This is a genomic window from Nitrosomonas mobilis (assembly GCF_900103035.1).
GTDB lineage: Bacteria > Pseudomonadota > Gammaproteobacteria > Burkholderiales > Nitrosomonadaceae > Nitrosomonas > Nitrosomonas mobilis.
Window position 1 is genome coordinate 77,757 of sequence record NZ_FMWO01000049.1, and the last position, 16,543, is coordinate 94,299.

Annotated in this window: 12 protein-coding genes; 3 read left to right on the forward strand and 9 right to left on the reverse strand. The window is 51.3% G+C overall.

What is annotated here, in order from left to right; all coding sequences use genetic code 11:
• Window positions 1-7 precede the first annotated feature (7 nt).
• From NSMM_RS08220 to NSMM_RS15175, 5 genes are all read right to left on the reverse strand, one after another.
• Complete coding sequence (locus NSMM_RS08220; protein WP_245654736.1) at window positions 8-2,728, reverse strand: MGH1-like glycoside hydrolase domain-containing protein; 2,721 nt, start codon at window positions 2,726-2,728, stop codon at window positions 8-10.
• Entirely contained in the window at window positions 2,709-4,760 is a 2,052-nt protein-coding gene (locus tag NSMM_RS08225; protein WP_090286460.1) for an amylo-alpha-1,6-glucosidase, read from the reverse strand. Before NSMM_RS08225 ends, NSMM_RS08220 begins: the two co-directional genes overlap by 20 nt.
• A gap of 299 nt (window positions 4,761-5,059) precedes the next feature.
• Window positions 5,060-6,496, reverse strand: coding sequence for a tetratricopeptide repeat protein (locus NSMM_RS08230; RefSeq protein WP_176753897.1), 1,437 nt, complete (start codon window positions 6,494-6,496; stop codon window positions 5,060-5,062).
• Window positions 6,497-6,525: 29 nt separating this feature from the next.
• Window positions 6,526-7,368: a carboxypeptidase-like regulatory domain-containing protein gene (locus NSMM_RS08235; protein WP_176753898.1), complete on the reverse strand. Its 843-nt coding sequence runs from the start codon at window positions 7,366-7,368 to the stop codon at window positions 6,526-6,528.
• The gene (locus tag NSMM_RS15175; RefSeq protein ID WP_143001898.1) at window positions 7,365-7,640 is read right to left on the reverse strand and encodes a hypothetical protein; all 276 of its coding nucleotides are present in this window, start codon (window positions 7,638-7,640) and stop codon (window positions 7,365-7,367) included. The genes NSMM_RS08235 and NSMM_RS15175 overlap by 4 nt, the downstream gene beginning before the upstream one ends.
• A 479-nt stretch (window positions 7,641-8,119) precedes the next feature.
• Here NSMM_RS15175 and NSMM_RS08245 point away from each other — a divergent pair, with 479 nt between their 5' ends.
• On the forward strand, window positions 8,120-9,367 hold the full coding sequence (locus NSMM_RS08245; protein WP_245654737.1) for a GTPase family protein: 1,248 nt from the start codon (window positions 8,120-8,122) through the stop codon (window positions 9,365-9,367).
• The gene (locus tag NSMM_RS08250) at window positions 9,364-10,929 is read left to right on the forward strand and encodes a GTPase family protein (RefSeq protein WP_090286470.1); all 1,566 of its coding nucleotides are present in this window, start codon (window positions 9,364-9,366) and stop codon (window positions 10,927-10,929) included. The genes NSMM_RS08245 and NSMM_RS08250 overlap by 4 nt, the downstream gene beginning before the upstream one ends.
• A 466-nt stretch (window positions 10,930-11,395) precedes the next feature.
• On the opposite strand, the gene NSMM_RS08255 is transcribed toward NSMM_RS08250, so the two are convergent.
• The 3 genes from NSMM_RS08255 to motA are packed head-to-tail and all read right to left on the reverse strand — an operon-like array spanning window position 11,396 to window position 13,996.
• Entirely contained in the window at window positions 11,396-12,148 is a 753-nt protein-coding gene (locus NSMM_RS08255; protein ID WP_090286471.1) for a class I SAM-dependent methyltransferase, read from the reverse strand.
• Window positions 12,149-12,164: 16 nt separating this feature from the next.
• Complete coding sequence (gene motB, locus NSMM_RS08260) at window positions 12,165-13,106, reverse strand: flagellar motor protein MotB (protein WP_090286473.1); 942 nt, start codon at window positions 13,104-13,106, stop codon at window positions 12,165-12,167.
• Between the two features lie 29 nt (window positions 13,107-13,135).
• The gene (gene motA, locus NSMM_RS08265) at window positions 13,136-13,996 is read right to left on the reverse strand and encodes a flagellar motor stator protein MotA (protein ID WP_090286534.1); all 861 of its coding nucleotides are present in this window, start codon (window positions 13,994-13,996) and stop codon (window positions 13,136-13,138) included.
• A gap of 292 nt (window positions 13,997-14,288) precedes the next feature.
• On the opposite strand from motA, the gene ispH reads away from it, so the two are divergent.
• Entirely contained in the window at window positions 14,289-15,260 is a 972-nt protein-coding gene (ispH, locus tag NSMM_RS08270; RefSeq protein WP_090286475.1) for a 4-hydroxy-3-methylbut-2-enyl diphosphate reductase, read from the forward strand.
• A gap of 107 nt (window positions 15,261-15,367) precedes the next feature.
• Here ispH and thiO read toward each other — a convergent pair whose 3' ends face one another.
• Window positions 15,368-16,528, reverse strand: coding sequence for a glycine oxidase ThiO (thiO, locus tag NSMM_RS08275; RefSeq protein ID WP_090286536.1), 1,161 nt, complete (start codon window positions 16,526-16,528; stop codon window positions 15,368-15,370).
• Window positions 16,529-16,543: the final 15 nt, after the last annotated feature.

The following is a 16,543-nucleotide window of genomic DNA, read 5'->3' on the forward strand; positions in this document are numbered from 1 at the left end:
TTCTAAACTACGGGTTATCGTGGAGATGATTTTTGTGTTCATTTTCTTGCTCCTGACCACGTCGATTCGGTTGCAACAGTCTGGCAATCAATCCTGTCCATCCCGTCTGGTGCGAAGCACCGACACCACGTCCGTTGTCGCCGTGGAAATATTCGTAAAACAGGAGATGATCGCGGAAGTGCGGATCTATCTGGAATTTCTCCAGCGTGCCGAAAATGGGGCGGCGACCTTCGCCGTCACGCCGAAATAGCCGAATGAGGCGGTTGGCTACTGCGTCTGCCACCTCATCGATGGAAATGAATAGTCCTGAACCGGTTGGGTATTCGATTTTGAATTCCGGCCCATAATACTCAGCAAAGCGGCGCAGCGAAGTTACTAATAAATAATTCACCGGAAACCAGATGGGGCCGCGCCAGTTAGAGTTGCCACCAAACAATCCCGACTCCGATTCCGCTGGCTGATATTGGACGCTGAGCGGGTTATTCATGCAGTCAAATACGTAAGGGCTTTCCATGTGTGCACGGGAGAGTGAGCGTATGCCGTAATCAGATAAAAATTCGGTCTCGTCGAGCATGCGCTTCAGCAGCTGCTTCATACGATGCCCGTGCAACAGGGATAGCAGGCGGAGATTACCCTCTCCGGGTTCATACCAGCGTGATACCAAAGCACATAAGCCGGGATGATGCGCCAAAAACCACTCCAGCCGCTGTTTAAAATCCGGTAGTTTGTCCAGCAATTCGGGGTCGAGAATTTCAACCGCACAGAGCGGGATCAGACCGACCATGGAGCGTACTTTAAGCGGCATTTTTTCTCCGCTTGGAAAGCGTAATACGTCATAGAAAAATTGATCATTCACGTCCCATAGCCCGACACCTTGATCACCGATATTATCCATCGCCGCAGCGATATACAAAAAATGTTCGAAGAATTTGGTGGCGATGTCCTCGTAGACACGATTATATTGTGCCAGTTCTAATGAAATACGCATGAGGTTGAGGCAATACATAGCCATCCAGCCCGTCCCGTCGGCCTGATTAATGTACTCGCCTGTCGGCAATGGTGCGCCGCGATCAAACACCCCGATGTTATCCAGCCCGAGAAATCCGCCCTGAAAAATATTGTTGTCATCGATATCTTTGCGGTTAACCCACCAGGTGAAATTGAGCAGCAGTTTGTGCAGGGAGCGTTCGAGAAAGGCCAAATCACCTTTGCCGTTGCTGGCATCACGTTCTGCCTTGTAGACTTCCCACACCGCCCAGGCATGCACGGGCGGATTGACATCACCGAAAGCCCACTCGTAGGCTGGTATCTGGCCGTTAGGGTGCATATACCAGGCGCGTGTTATCAGCAGTAACTGATTCTTGGCAAACTGTAAATCAACCATTGCCAGTGCAACACAATGAAAAGCCAGATCCCATGCCGCATACCAAGGGTATTCCCATTTATCCGGCATGGAGATGATGTCGGCGTTATTGAGATGGGACCATTCGTGGTTGCGGCCGTGGCAGCGTTCGGTTGGTGGCGGCGGCATGGTGGGGTCACCTTCGAGCCAGCGGGGCACGTCGTAGTAATAGAACTGTTTGTTCCAGATCATGCCGGCCAATGCCTGACGCTGAATCAGTTTGTCGTCGGCGTCCGTCAAGTCTTGCTGGAGATCAGCATAGAACGCATCGGCCTCTGCGCGGCGTTTTTGCATGATTTTTGCAAAATCGTTAAAGGGTTTTGCTGAATCCGCTTTGGTCAATCGTAGCTGCACTTCGATTTTGTCCTGCGCGGGGATGGTAAAAACGTAGTGTGCCGCTGCTTTGGTGCCGGTTTGTTCAGGATTCACCGCTTGCGGATGGCCATCGACAATGTATTGATGGAAGGCGTCTTTGAAATAACCGGTTGCCGGTGTGTTGTACAGGCGTTGCACATTGGTGTCATTCTCACAGAATAACAGTTCCGGCTGACCTTCCAGGTAGCAATGGTATTCAGTCAGTGCCGGATGTTCGGCAATAATATGCTGATGTGCTTTGGCATAAATTTTCGGTCGCGTGGCGCCATGATCCCACGCCCAGGTATTACGGAACCAGATTTGCGGGAGCACATGCAGCGGTGCGTCCTCGGTACTGCGGTTATGCACCGTGATTTGCATCAGAATATCATCGACATCGGCCTTGGCGTATTCAACGAATACATCGAAATAACGATCGTCATCGAAGATACCCGTATCCATCAATTCATATTCTGGCTGGTCTTTCCCACGTCGTCGGTTCTCTTCGGCGAGATGCGCATAAGGAAATTGAGCTTGCGGATATTTGTAGAGCATCTTCAGATAGGAATGACTCGGCGTCGCATCCAGGTAGTAATAAATTTCCTTGACGTCTTCACCGTGATTGGCTTCGTTGTTGGTCAGGCCAAATAACCGCTCTTTCAGGATAGTATCCTGGCCATTCCATAACGCCAGCGCGAGACAGAGGCGCTGTTTATCGTCACTGAATCCGGCGATCCCGTCCTCACCCCAACGGTAGGCGCGGCTGCGTGCGTGATCGTGAGGAAAGTATTCCCATGCCTCACCGTGGGCGCTGTAATCTTCACGTACAGTGCCCCATTGCCGTTCACTCAGGTAAGGCCCCCAATGATCCCAGGCAGTATTTTTGGTGTTTCGTGCCTGCATACGCAGGCCTTCTGCACCGAGCTTTTTGATTTTTTTGACAGCAGTTGTCTTAATTATTTTTTCTGACATTGCTGCGTCCATCGTGATGGCTTAATTGCAACGTAGTTTCGTGGGTTTGTAGATTCAGCCAGGCACGCAACACCTCGGCCACACTCCATGCCTGGGCGATACAGCCACGCGCGGCGAAAGGCGGTTCGGCATCGAAGATTTCGCTGATATTGCCGACACAGCTTGTCGACAAATGCAGCGCAAGAGGTTGCAAAAAAGATTCGGCGATCGTTTTATTTTGATAAACACGGAAATGTGCGTCGATAAATGGCCCGATCAGCCATGCCCATACCGTGCCTTGGTGATAGGCGTTATCGCGTTGCAATGGGTTACCCTGATAACGCGGTGCGTAACCAGGTTCGCCACGCGCCAGGCTGCGCAGCCCATGGGAGGTCAGCAACTCACGGGCGCATATATCGACGATCGATTTTTGCTGTGCGGCTTCCAGCGGACTGTGTGGCAGAGAAACCGCAAACAATTGATTGGGTCGCAAGCGATCATCAGCATTCCGTCCATCGTGGTCAGGCTTACCTTCAGGGCCATCAATTACGTCGTAAAGGCAACCGCGCATATCATTCCAGAAGCGCTGAAAACCCGTCTTAACCTGCGAGGCCGCATACTGGTAGTCGGTCTTTCGTGCATAAGTGTCAAAATCGGCGGCAAAGGTGGCCATGATCTGTAAGGCGTTATACCAAAGCGCGTTCACTTCAACTGCCTTGCCAATCCGTGGCGTGACGACCCAGTCGCCGATTTTGGCATCCATCCAAGTCAATTGCACACCCGCTTCGCCGGCGGCCAGCAGTCCATCCCGGCTATCAACCTTGATTCCGTAGCGTGTTCCGCGTTGATGCCAGTCGATAATGTCCCCCAGCGTGGGATAAAGTTCGGCTGCCAGCGTCAGGTCGCCACTGAACTGCGTGTAGGCATGGATTGCCTGGAAATACCACAGCGCCGCATCCACCGTATTGTATTCCGGCGCTTTTGCGCTGTCTGGAAAACGGTTGGGCAGCATGCCCTCGCTGACATATTGAGAAAATGTGCGCAAAATACTGGCAGCCACATCAAAACGCCCGGTTGTAAGCGTCAATCCAGGCAGTGCGATCATGGTATCGCGTCCCCAATCGCTGAACCAGGGATAACCAGCAATAATCGTTTTTCCGGCGGGTTTGCCATCGAGGTGGCGCTCAACAATAAACTGATCCGCTGCCAATGCCAGTTGACCGATCCAACCGGGCGCATCATGGGGGAGGGCGGCAAGCTGCGCTGTCTGTTGCTTGCGGACATTCGCCTGTACGTTCAGGAAATCTTCAGGTGGCGCAGATTCGGCGGATAACACGACGGTTGTCTGCGCACCGGGTTCCAGGCTTAGCATAAAGTAGCCTGGCCGGAATAGATCTTCGTTATCATCCAAACCACGCTCACTTTCTGCGCGGTGTTTGAAATTCCAGTACCAGGCGGGGTCGCGTTTAAACTCGGCGTCAACACAGGTTATCCGGTAGTGATGCGCGCGGGAGAAAGCGGCTACTTCAATACCATTTACAATCTCACGTATGTCCATATCCCATTCGCCATGACTCTGGCTGTGATAATCGCGATAAGTGCATAGTGGCATCATTTCGATGTCAAGTCCAGAGCTGGCGCGCAGTACCGTAAAATGCACATAAGTAGTGTTCTTGCCAGGTGACATCATTATCCGTTTCTCAATCAAAGCGTCACGTATCGCATAACGCCAAACGGGTATACCATCATCAAGATGAAAGGACTCAAGCAACAGATAACCATGTGGATCGACCGTACCGTCAACAAATTCATGGGTAGGCAATTGATACGATTCATTCGCGTAATGTACGGTGACATCGAGCGCGCCAACCAGAAGGGTGCGCGCGACGGGTGGCGAAAATGCAGCTATTAACAAGCCGTGATAACGCCGTGTATTGGTATCGCAAATTGTGCCGGAAGCATACCCGCCGATGGCATTGGTAACCAGCCATTCACAGGTTGTGGCGAGCTTGAAATCACTGCAAATATTTCGTCCTGCTACATTGTTTATCATCGCTACTCCTCAGTCGGGAATGACTTTTGTCAGAATTATGCGGCAGGCCGTTAATTGTGGTGAAACGACACGGGGTGCATGTAAACGGAAATTTTTAGAAGCATCTTTTTCTATTACCGCTTTAGGTGATTAGTCGGCTTATGAGTGCTTTCCTTACATAATGCAAAGTGTAATATGTGGCTTGGCAGGTATTATTTAATCTGATTAGATGCAATCAATAAGCTTCACTCTAAAACTCCCTTTAAATTGTTTTCTAATCGAGTCTATAAAAGGTCCTGTGGAAGCACCCCTTATAGGCATCAAGGCAGTGCGTCGAGGTTGGTCTGAACGCGACGGACATCAGGCTCATAAGCGGCGGGAGCGACTTGGGCGAAGGTGCGATAAATTTTCAACGCTTCCTTATAGGCCTTCCGCGCCTCCGCCATGCGGTTCTCGGCGTAGTGCAGGAGGCCCAGGTTGTTGAGGGTCGTTGCCACAGCGGGCAAGTAGACGTCCGGGTTCTGCTGCGCCAGATCGCGTTGGATTTTCAACGCTTCCTTAAAAACGTCCCGCGCCTCCGCCATGCGGTTCTCGGCGTAGTGCAGGAGGCCCAGGTTGTTGAGGGTCGTTGCCACAGCGGGCAAGTAGACGTCCGGGTTCTGCTGCGCCAGATCGCGTTGGATTTTCAACGCTTCCTTAAAAACGCCCCGCGCCTCCGCCATGCGGTTCTCATCGCGGTGCAGGACGCCCAGGTTATTGAGGGTCACCGCTAGATCTGGCAAGTAGACGTTCGAGTTCTGCTGCGCCAGAGCGCATCGGATTTTCAACGCTTCCTTATAGGCTTTCCGCGCCTCCGCCATGCGTTTCTCATCGCCGTGCAGGTTGCCCAGGTTGTTGAGGGCCCTCGCCACAACTTCCTTCTTGCCACTTGCACGAGCAAGACTGAGCGCTTCTTTATACCCCCAGTGGGATTCCTTGAAATGGTTCTGTCTCTGATGGAAAAATGAATAAGCAAACCAGGCCTCGTAAGAGCTGGGAGCAAACGCCACCGCTTCGTCATAGGCACGGGTGGCCCCGTCAAAATCAAACTTCACCGCCAGCAACTGCCCGCGCAGCAGCCAGCTGCGCATGGTATCTTCGTGCAGCTTTTTCGCATCCGCCCCCTGCTGCTTCAATCGCTCCTCGCTCAGGATTTCCAGGGCTTTATTGATCTTGCCATCGAGAAACAGCGATGCTGCCTTCTGGTAGTCTTCGCCTCCGCTGCCCGCAGGACGGGTCGCCAACTGGCGTGCCAGCTCATCCGCCTGTGCGCGGGCTTGGTCATGTTCGCGCAGCAGGCGCGCACGTTCTTCCAAGCCTGCCGCCGCCAGCTCCTTTTTGTAGCGCGCATCCACGACGCGTTCACCTTGCAACCGGTAGAACTGCAGCGCCCATGTCTCGCGTTCCGCTGCCTTTGCTATCAGGATTTCCAGGGGGCTTTGCGACGCGTTTGCAGGAAGGGCGCGATTGAGTTGAATGTCGTTGACAACGACCCAGCCATTACGTGATACGCCAATGCTCACGTTTTCACCTGGCTTGCGTTGCGGGAAGTGCAGCACAAACTGGCCATCGGCGCCGGTTACCACGGGGTTAGCTCCCAGGGCGCTTACCGAAACATTCCTGACCAGATCTCCGCCCAACTGGTTTTCTCGTACCACACCCATGAGCGTGGCCGCTGCCCATGCAGAGGATGCGTGGAGAAATACGACAAGCGCCAATGGCCAAACCTGGATAGGGTGCATGCGACTTACCTTATTGTGTATTGGTGGACTCGTTCAATATATTCTTTTTCTAGTACCACCGTAAGCTGATTAGCCCCCGGCGTTATCTGGAGATGGGATGGTTCGAAACCGGGTGCAGTAACATACAATGTCCGTTCGCTTATGGGAAGATTGCTTGGAACCTTGAAGCTGAACCAGCCGTCTTCCATTGATCGAGCGGTATAAGTCGACAGCCGTAATTTCGCGCCAGGCACCGCTCTGCCTTTTTCATCCTGCACCCGGCCGCTAAGCTGCAGGGAGGCCGGGCGCACCGCGAGATAGGCAGTTTCCGCAGATAGCCTCACCCCGGCTTTTGGATCGACGAGCTCATATCCCTCCGCTTCCAGGGAAACCGGTACTGTCCTGCCCCGCTGGTCGTTAGGGATGCCAACAAAGCGTACTTCCCCCTTGTCGCCAATTGTCTCGCGGCGCCGGTCGGCACCCAGGTCAAGCAACAGGGCGCCCTGATTACGCAAAACGATGGCTTGTGGTCCGGCCTCGCCATGCACGAAAACCGTCAGATCAAAGCGGGCCAGAGGGGGTTCTACGAACTTGAAACCCAGTCCCACGATTACCAGCATAAGCACCGCTGGCCCGCCCAGCTCTAGCATGCCGCCGAATACCTTGCCTGTGTAACGGCTATAAGACTTGAGTCCCAGATTAGAAAACACTGCCACAGCCAATCCCATTGCCAAAAGCATGAAATACCAGAGATTGCCTATCAATCCCAGGCGCACCAGGATCTCCGCATGAAACAGCATCAGTCCGAGCAGTAACAGTGCGACAATTAGCAACAGACCGGCAACCAGTAAATACTGAAGGGGTGTCAATGAAGGTTGGGGCATAAGGCGGTAGGAAAATAAGGCGGCAGGAAAACAAGTTCGATTCTGGAATTCGCCAGGTAGTCCTTCACTAACCGGGTATGGTAGTAACGGGCGTTGTCACAGAGGATGGGAATCCGCTCGGCTCGACCGACTGGCCAGCCACTGCCGAGCAAGTACACGCCCTTGATTCGATCCGCATACCGCTGGTCGCTGGTATGGCAATGCTCGTATTCCAGCTCATCGAGTTCTTGTTGCGTTAGGTGATAACGATTTGGCATGGACTGATTATAAACAAATCAGCCGGTTATCGCATCCCCCCTAAATCTAATTTTGATTAGCGAGAGGTATCACTACACTGTTACAGCAGGCCAGACGGCCCATCATTTCCGGGAAACGGTGCTTGTGGTCAGTCTGTATCAGACAGATGCTGTTTGATGGCTTTACGCGCTGCCTTGAAGTGGCTCAAGTCCGTCAAGGGGCAGTTCCAGATATACTATAAGCTGGGTACCGAACAGCCGGAATACATCCTCGACTTCATTGCAGAAATAGATTCAACAATGTTTATCGCGGGAGCTAAAACGCGTACTGACATCAGCGCCCAAGAAGTTGAGGCTAAGGTTGCCGCGGTGGTGCGAGCGCGCCTCCGATTATGCTGTAACCTTCGGAAATAAGCCGTGGCGATACCTTCGGTACCGCACGATGAAATTACTGAGTCAAAGAGATTGACTGATTTCTTATTTTCTTTCGGGAGTTGCGGTTGAGTTACCTCGATTACTTCAGGAACTGGCAGGAGCAGTGGGGAAAATTGCAGTCACTGCTGTTGCAGCCTGCGGTGGATGAGGGCGAGCTGGAAGCGTCGCTGCGAGCGGCGCGGCAGCAGCTGCCGCCACCAGTGTTATGGCTGCTGGGCAAGACGCAATCTGGAAAAACTTCGATTATCCGGGCGTTGACCGGCAGTGAGACTGCGCAGATCGGCAATGGTTTTCAGCCTTGTACCCGTCATTCTCGCTTTTATGATTTTCCGGAAACTGCTCCCATTGTACGTTTTCTCGATACCCGCGGAATTGGCGAGGTGGATTACGATCCTGCCGAGGATATCGAATATTGTGACCAGCAGGCACATTTACTGCTGGTGGTGATGAAAGCCGCAGATATCGAGCAGCAGGAGATTTTATCCGTCGTCGGTGATATCCGCCGCCAGCATCCACAATGGCCGTTGCTGATAGTACAGACCAGTCTGCACGAGCTTTATCCTGAGGCAACCGGACACATTCTGCCGTGGCCCTATGCGCTGAAGCCCTGGCCAGAATCGATTCCATCTGAATTGAGGCGCGCATTGCTTGCGCAACGTGCGGCGGCAGCCAGCCTTTCTGGCGATGCGCCAGTGTATTGGGTTCCTGTTGATCTCACCTTGCCGGAAGATGGATTGGTGCCGTCGAACTATGGTCTGGAAGCATTGTGGCAGGCTATTGAGGCATTGTTGCCATTAGGTTTGCAACAACAGCTCAGCGGGGAGCAGGCGGTGCGTGATTTGTACGCGCGCGCCGCACATCAGCAGACTGTTGGTTATGCGTTTGCAGCTGCCGGGCTGGGTGCACTGCCAGTGGTCGATCTGGTGGCGGTTACCGCGCTACAGGCAAAATTGCTGCACAGCCTCGCCGTATTGTACCGGCAACGCTGGGATAGTCGTGCCGTCAGTGAATTCGTTGGCTTGCTCGGTACCGGCGTGGCAACCGCCTATTTAAGCAAAATGGTCGGCCGTACTCTCACAAAATTGATCCCGTTTGTCGGTCAGACAGTGGGTGCGGCCTGGGGAGCGGGCGCCAGCGGTGCGGCAACGTATGCGCTCGGCAAGGCGTCGATCTATTTCTTTGAGCAGCGTAAGCAGGGTCTGAACGTTGATCCGGAAATGCTGCGGCGTATTTATGCCGAATCGCTTGAAGCTGGTCGCGTCATTCTGTCTGAGCGGTTGCGTACGACCGTCGACAGGAATGCCAAAGAATGAATTTCTGGCGCAAATGGGTCAGCCCGTTGCAATTGACTGCTCTGGCGTTATTTTTTCTGCCAACGCTGGCGACACTTGGCCTGGGTATCTGGTGGCTTTGGCAGCACGGCTATCTGCTGATCTGGTTCGCAGTCGTGGCGGTTTGTGGTGCGATAGCCTATGGTTTGCAGTTCTGGGCAGCACGGCGCAATCGCGCAACCTTGAATACATTACTGACTGAGGCCAACTCCGACTGGTCGCCGCGCGCCAGCGAAGTCTGGCAACAGATTGAGCAGCTCGCGGACAACTGTAATCCGGAGGATTGGCCGTTGGATAATCTCGACTGGGTGATGGCGCTGGGTAAACGTACCCTGGATACGGTGGCACGTTGCTATTTTCCGCAGGCTGAACGGCCGATACTGGAGTTGACCGTGCCGCACACATTGCTGATCATCGAGCAGGCCAGCCGCGATCTGCGTCAGGACGTGGTCAACACGATCCCCTTCAGCCACCGTCTGACCATCGGGGACTGCCTGCAGGCGAATCGCTGGAAAACGCGAGCGGAGAAGTTCTACAACTTCTACCGAGTCGGCAGAGTGGCGGTCAATCCCATTAATGCGTTGCTTGGTGAATTCTGGCGTTATTTTCGCGAGCGCAGCTTTGGTCTTGCGCGCAGTGAATTTCACCGCTGGTTTCTGCGCGCGTATATCCGCAAGGTGGGTTACTACGCAATCGATCTTTACAGCGGTCATCAGCCGCTTGCAGCAGCAGAGGCCGAGCCTGCCGATCTATCGTCCACTGCGTCATCCCGCGAAGACCTGGAGCGGGTCAGGCAAACACAGACCGTTGTGGAAGAAGAGCCGCTGCGCATTCTAGTGTTAGGAAGAAGCAATACCGGGAAATCCTGTCTAATCAACGCGCTCTACGGAAAGTTGTTTGCAGCTACCGATGTGCTGCCCGGTACGACTTCTCTGTATGCACCAGCCTTGCTGATGCACGAAGGACTGACGCAGGCGTTGATATTCGATAGTCCTGGTATCGACAGCGTCCATTTTGATGAGCAGAAAATGCTGCAGATCGCGCTGGAGGCAGATCTGATCATCTGGGTCACCGCCGCCAACCGCCCTGATCGACAAGGTGAACGTAGCCTGCTGGACACATTGCGTATTCATCAGACCACGCATCTGCATCGTCGCCCGCCGCCACTGCTGGTTGCCGTGAGCCATATCGATCTGTTGCGGCCCTTCAACGAGTGGCATCCGCCTTATGATCTCAATGATGAAACCAATATCAAGGCCAGCAACATTCGCGCGGTGGTAGAGACAGTTGCCACTGATCTGGCAGTACCGGTTCAGTGCATTATTCCACTTTGTCTCAAGGAAAACCGGCGCTACAACGTTGAGGATGCTCTCTGGGCAGCCATTCTTGCGCAGCAGGACACGGCCCTGCGCGTGCGCCTGCTGCGCTGCCAGACGGCCAGAAACAAAGCGCAGGACTGGGAGTTATTGCGGAAGCAATTGCTGAACTCCGGGCGTTTTTTGTGGAATCTGCCGGATGCTATTAAAGACCAAAAAACTCTCTGAAGGGGAGAATAGGTATCGCTGAGATTTAACTGTGATGTGGTTGTACATGGTGCAGGCCAATCATCTGAAATTTATAAATCCCTCATATACTGCCTGTTCATATAATTTTGGTTTCTATGAGATACAACCATTTGTATTTATTGATAAATAAAGAATATAACCGCAAAAATCTGACTAGCAAAGAGTATATTTCAGAAGTGAAAGCGGCGGCAGGAATAAAAGTCCTGTTTTGAAAAATAAACTTGTTCCCGGGAATGAGCGGGTTTGTCTGAAATATACCAGATGAAATTCAGAGCGCACGTGTTTATGTGCCTGTGGCGGACGGGCAAATTTGTTTTAGTGTCGGTAGTTTTTTGAGTATTTTGGATGAAACTGGTGTTCAGCTGGCTGCATCGAGTGCGAGTGAAACGATGGGAGTGGCGTTTTTCAAATTCAACTAATCCGGTGGAAATCCATTATTGTCCTATCACTTTATTTTCCACACATGCAGTGCGGAGCCGCTGAAATCATTGAGAGCAATACTGTAATCAGGTGTGACGCCCGGTACAGAGAAGGTGTTGCTGATAAATAGACTGCCTGGGCGCATTTCCTGGGTAACCTTTTGCCATAAGTCAGGCATAGGCACAGGGGAAAGATAGGCATAGACCACATCGTAGGAACTCAGGTTATGTTGCCAGATGTTTTTCCAGCGAAACCGGCAGGCCTGGTGAAATAGACGAACTCTAAGTTTGCCAATCCAGCAGGGGAGAATCGCGGTCTCAACACCGTCATAGCGGCCATTAGGTAGAACCTTGGCCAGTTTGCAAATCACTCCTCCACAACCGGAGCCAAGATCAACCATGCTGAAGGGTTGTTTTTGCGGGAGTAATTCAGCAAGCGCACGAATAGTTTGCTGACTGGATAAGAAAAGTGGAACCTGTGTGCGATAAATTCTGCCAAAAATCAATGCCAGGATGATAAATCCGATCAGATACCAGTAAGGAGGTAATTGTAATAATGAGGCTACGAGCAGCGTTGGCACAAAAGCCAGATGAATGAGCCGCCACCAATACGGTGTCGCGGGCAAGCAGAAACTGATCATAGCGGCAATACCACCCTGTAACCCTGCTGCCTGAAACCAGCTGATGCTCCATGGCAGCAAGGTGACAGCCAGTGCTGTGATTGTCAGGCTGGCCAGTTGTACGGCGATAGCTTTTATGACTGAATGATTCAAGGTCACGGTTTGATGTTGCCGGTTATTGCTGGAGCTGCGTGTTTTGTTTGATGATCGCCGGATCAATCTCACCCGAGTGCTGTATCTCCATGCTCTGGTTTTCACGATTGATGGACTCTTCTGCTTTCTTGTTCATGACAATAATGCTGATGCGGCGGTTGAATGAATTGTATGGATCATTCTTGTCAAACAGTACCGCTGAAGATAAACCAACTACGCGCAGCATTTTTTCAGGATGCATTCCGCCGGCGATCAGTTCGCGTCGAGAAGCATTGGCGCGATCTGCAGATAACTCCCAGTTGCTGTAGCTTTTTTCCCCGCTGGGATAGGGTGTGGCATCGGTGTGTCCGGAAAGGCTGACCTTGTTGCTCACGTCGTTAAGTGTTTTGCCTATTTCACGAAGAATTTCGCGTGTGTAGGGCTGGAGTTCAGCCTTGCCAATCGCGAACATAGGTCTGTTCCGCTCATCAACGATCTGAATGCGTAGTCCTTCTGAAGTGATGTCCAGTAAAAGTTGCGCCTTATAATTTTTGAGCGCAGGATTATTTTCAATGGAACGCTCGATCTTCTTTTTTAGTTTCTTGAGCTGCTGCAACTCGATGCGTTCCTGCAATGCCAGTGCCGCTTTGAGATCAACCGACTGTTTCAGGTTCTCGAAGTCAGCACGTTTACGCTGCCCTGTTTGTCGCGTCAGATCTTCTCCGCCACCTTTGAGAATGCTGGAGCTGTCGCCACTGGTATCTCCGCCTTGTAAAGCAACTTTCAGCGGTGTTTTGAAATAATCTGCGATACCTTCCTTATCGCCTTGCGTGGTGGAGCCTAATAGCCACATCAGCAAAAAGAAAGCCATCATTGCCGTCACAAAGTCGGCGTAAGCGATTTTCCATGCGCCGCCATGATGCACGGCGGTAACTTTCTTGATACGTTTGATGACAATAGGTTTTTGTGTGAGATTTTCAGCCATTTGCAGTCCGGTTTAAAGTTGCGGTGTAGCTACTTTGCCTTGCTTTGTTTGACGTGGCTTTCCAGCTCGATGAAAGAGGGCCGCTCGGTAGAAAACAATACTTTCCTGCCAAATTCGACGGCAAGCGCCGGTGCGTAGCCATTGAGATTTGCTAACAGAGTAACTTTGATACATTCAAACAATTTGCTTGACTCATGCAATCTTTGTTCCAGACGGCTGGCCAGTGGGCCAATAAAGCCGTAGGCAAGCAGAATGCCCAAAAAGGTTCCAACTAACGCTGCAGCAATCAATTTACCCAGTTCAGCAGGAGGTATACCAACTGATTCCATTGTATGTACTACCCCCATGACCGCTGCAACAATGCCGAAAGCAGGCAGGCCGTCACCGAGTTTGCTGATAACATGAACGGGCACTTCACCTTCCTGATGATGCGTTTCAATTTCACCATCCATCAGATTTTCAATTTCCATTGGATTCAGATTGCCGCCAACCATCAGGCGTAGATAATCCGTAATAAATTCGATGACATGATGATCTGATAAGATTTTTGGGTATTTTGTGAAAAGTGGACTTTTATCAGGATCATCCACGTCTGCTTCGATTGACATCAAGCCTTCCTTGCGAATTTTTCCCAGTATTTCATAGAGCAGTGTCATTAGCTCCATATAGACATCTTTGGTATATTTTGCACCTTTGAATATTTGTGGCAGTGCGGTGAGCGTCGCTTTAATTGCCTTGCCGGAATTTCCAACGATGAACGCGCCCAACGCTCCTCCGCCAATCATCAGTAATTCGACCGGTTGAACCAGCGATCCTAAATGACCACCGGCCAGAGCAAAGCCACCAAATACAGATATTATGACAACGATATAACCGATTGATACCAGCATGATGATTTCATCCCTTGAAATTTTCATACTGTAACGGCTTGGTCTGGATTGTCTTTAGCTTTACACAGGTTGGTGGTGGGAGCATTGGGCAGGGGGTGAGTTGTATTTTTGATCAGCGCGTGCCGATCTGTGTAATACAAATTTGCGGGATTTTAATAATTTTCAGATCTCAGTGTTCTTGGGGGTGGCTCCCGACGTATAATTGCATCTGTTTTTGTGTGCGTGTATCCGGGCTGGGATAAACTTGGTTTAACACGTACTTTTCTTGGCGAATTTATGGGGAGTTAATCCAATGATCAAGGTTCTGCTGGCAAATCCCAGAGGATTCTGTGCGGGAGTTGACCGTGCCATTGAAATTGTAGAGCGCGCACTGGAGATGCATGGGGCGCCGATCTATGTGCGGCATGAAGTCGTGCATAATCGTTTTGTTGTTGAGGGTCTGGAGCAGAAGGGAGCAGTTTTTGTAGAGGATTTGCATGAGGTGCCCGAAGGCAGCATTCTGATTTTTAGTGCACATGGTGTTTCCAATGAAGTGCGCAGAGAGGCGGCCAAGCGTGAACTAAAAATATTTGATGCGACTTGTCCACTCGTAACCAAGGTGCATGTCGAGGTCGCCAAAATGAGCCGGGAGGGAAAGGAAATTATCATGATCGGCCATCAGGGACACCCCGAGGTTGAAGGAACTATGGGACAGATTGAAAAAGACAAAGGTCTGATTTACCTTGTGGAAACAACTAATGATGTTGCCAGCCTGCAAGTTAAGGATGAAAATAATTTGACTTACGTTACGCAGACCACTTTATCCATGGATGATGCTGCCAGGGTTGTTGAGTCGCTGAAGCAGCGCTTTCCTGGTATTACCGGTCCAAAAAAGAATGATATTTGCTATGCCACACAGAATCGTCAGGATGCCGTCAAGAAAATGGTTAATCTATGTGATCTGGTTATTGTAGTGGGCTCACCAAATAGTTCGAATTCAAATCGTTTGTGTGAGGTTGCTCGCAATGCGAATGTAGATGCGTATATGGTCGATCAGGCAGCGCAACTGGAGGAGAGCTGGCTAAGAGATAAGCGTTGCGTAGGAATTACTGCGGGTGCCTCTGCACCGGAAATATTAGTTCGGCAAGTATTGGAAAGACTGGAGGAGATAGCTGTCAGTCAGACCGATCACGGAGTGGTTATAGAGGAATTGGATGGAGTGGTTGAGTCGGTGACATTTCCCTTGCCTAAGACTGAACCACTTAATCTGGATAGATTTATTTAAGAGTATTTCTAAAAATTCAGATTTCGTCACGCACAAAAAATGTTCCCTTGCATATCATTCATATGCTGCGTCAGCATTTTTTATTCGCGCCTGGTGCTTAGTATTGCTTAGAACTCTGAATTCTTAGAGGCGCCCTTAATAGCAGGTGAATGGATAACAGGCTGCCATCCTTGCTGATAAGGGGAGATGGAGAACGGTTGCGTGCGCTCTATAATCTCATTTAATAGTATCTCAGCACTGCCTGGCGCCATGGTTACACCATAGCGGAAGTGTCCGCTGTTAATATAAAGATTTTTGAGGACGGGGTGACGGCTGATTGTCGGTATATCCCTGTAGCTAGCGGGTCTGAGGCCAGACCAATGTTGCAGTGGTAGCGTATTTTTTAATGCCGGCAGCAGGTTGCCTGCCCAGTCAGATAACTGGATACGCGCTTTGATAGTGGTGTTTTTGTTGAACCCCGTATCTTCGGTCGTGCTGCCAACAAGAATATGACCATCCTGCCGAGGAATGAGGTAATGTGCTCGTTCTGCAAGGACAGATTGGATCGGGCTTTGTGGGAGTTTGTACAGCAGCATCTGACCACGAATTGGCCTAATATCAAGGTTGAGTGCGTGCTCGCCAAGTAACTGGCTACTCCAGGCACCTGCAGCCACAATGTACTGATCGCCGGTTATCTGCCCACGGGAAGTCTGTAATCCAGTTACCTTCAGATCACGACTGTTCAAACGAGATACTTCGCAATGCTCGACAATATCGCCACGGAGTTGCTCAATGCGTATTTTTAATGCGCGCAATAAACGCGGGTTGCGTACTTGTGCTACGCTCGGCATAAACAATGTAGCATGTGTCGATTGGTCTGAGCGAGATTTATTGGTATTTACCAGTTCATCCTCATCCAGGAAAAGAGGGTGTGGCTTGATTGCAACTGCGTGGGCAGCACACCAGTTTCGTGCTCTTGCCTGATCATTCTCGTCTGGATGCAGGATGTGTAGTCCACAAACTTGGTATTCGGGGTCGATGCCGGTTTGGGCCTCGAGCGCAGCAGTCCAATGCGGGTAGAGTGAGGTGCTGTACATTGTCAGCTGGTTCACGCTTTCCGGATAATCCCAGGGGAATAACGTTGACAAGATGCCGCCACCCGCCCAAGATGCTTCGCTACCAACGGTATTCCGTTCCAGCAGAGTGACGGAAGCACCGGCCTCGAGCAATCTGGCCGTCATGGTAAGGCCAATAATACCGGCACCGATTACAATAAAATCCTTTTTCACGACACTCTTCCACTT

Coding starts and splice junctions, on each gene's coding strand:
- NSMM_RS08220 (WP_245654736.1), bottom strand. CDS start 2,728: ATGTCAGAAAAAATAATTAAGACAACTGCTGTCAAAAAAATCAAAAAG.
- NSMM_RS08225 (WP_090286460.1), bottom strand. CDS start 4,760: ATGATAAACAATGTAGCAGGACGAAATATTTGCAGTGATTTCAAGCTC.
- NSMM_RS15175 (WP_143001898.1), bottom strand. CDS start 7,640: ATGCCAAATCGTTATCACCTAACGCAACAAGAACTCGATGAGCTGGAA.
- NSMM_RS08250 (WP_090286470.1), top strand. CDS start 9,364: ATGAATTTCTGGCGCAAATGGGTCAGCCCGTTGCAATTGACTGCTCTG.
- motB (WP_090286473.1), bottom strand. CDS start 13,106: ATGGCTGAAAATCTCACACAAAAACCTATTGTCATCAAACGTATCAAG.
- motA (WP_090286534.1), bottom strand. CDS start 13,996: ATGCTGGTATCAATCGGTTATATCGTTGTCATAATATCTGTATTTGGT.
- ispH (WP_090286475.1), top strand. CDS start 14,289: ATGATCAAGGTTCTGCTGGCAAATCCCAGAGGATTCTGTGCGGGAGTT.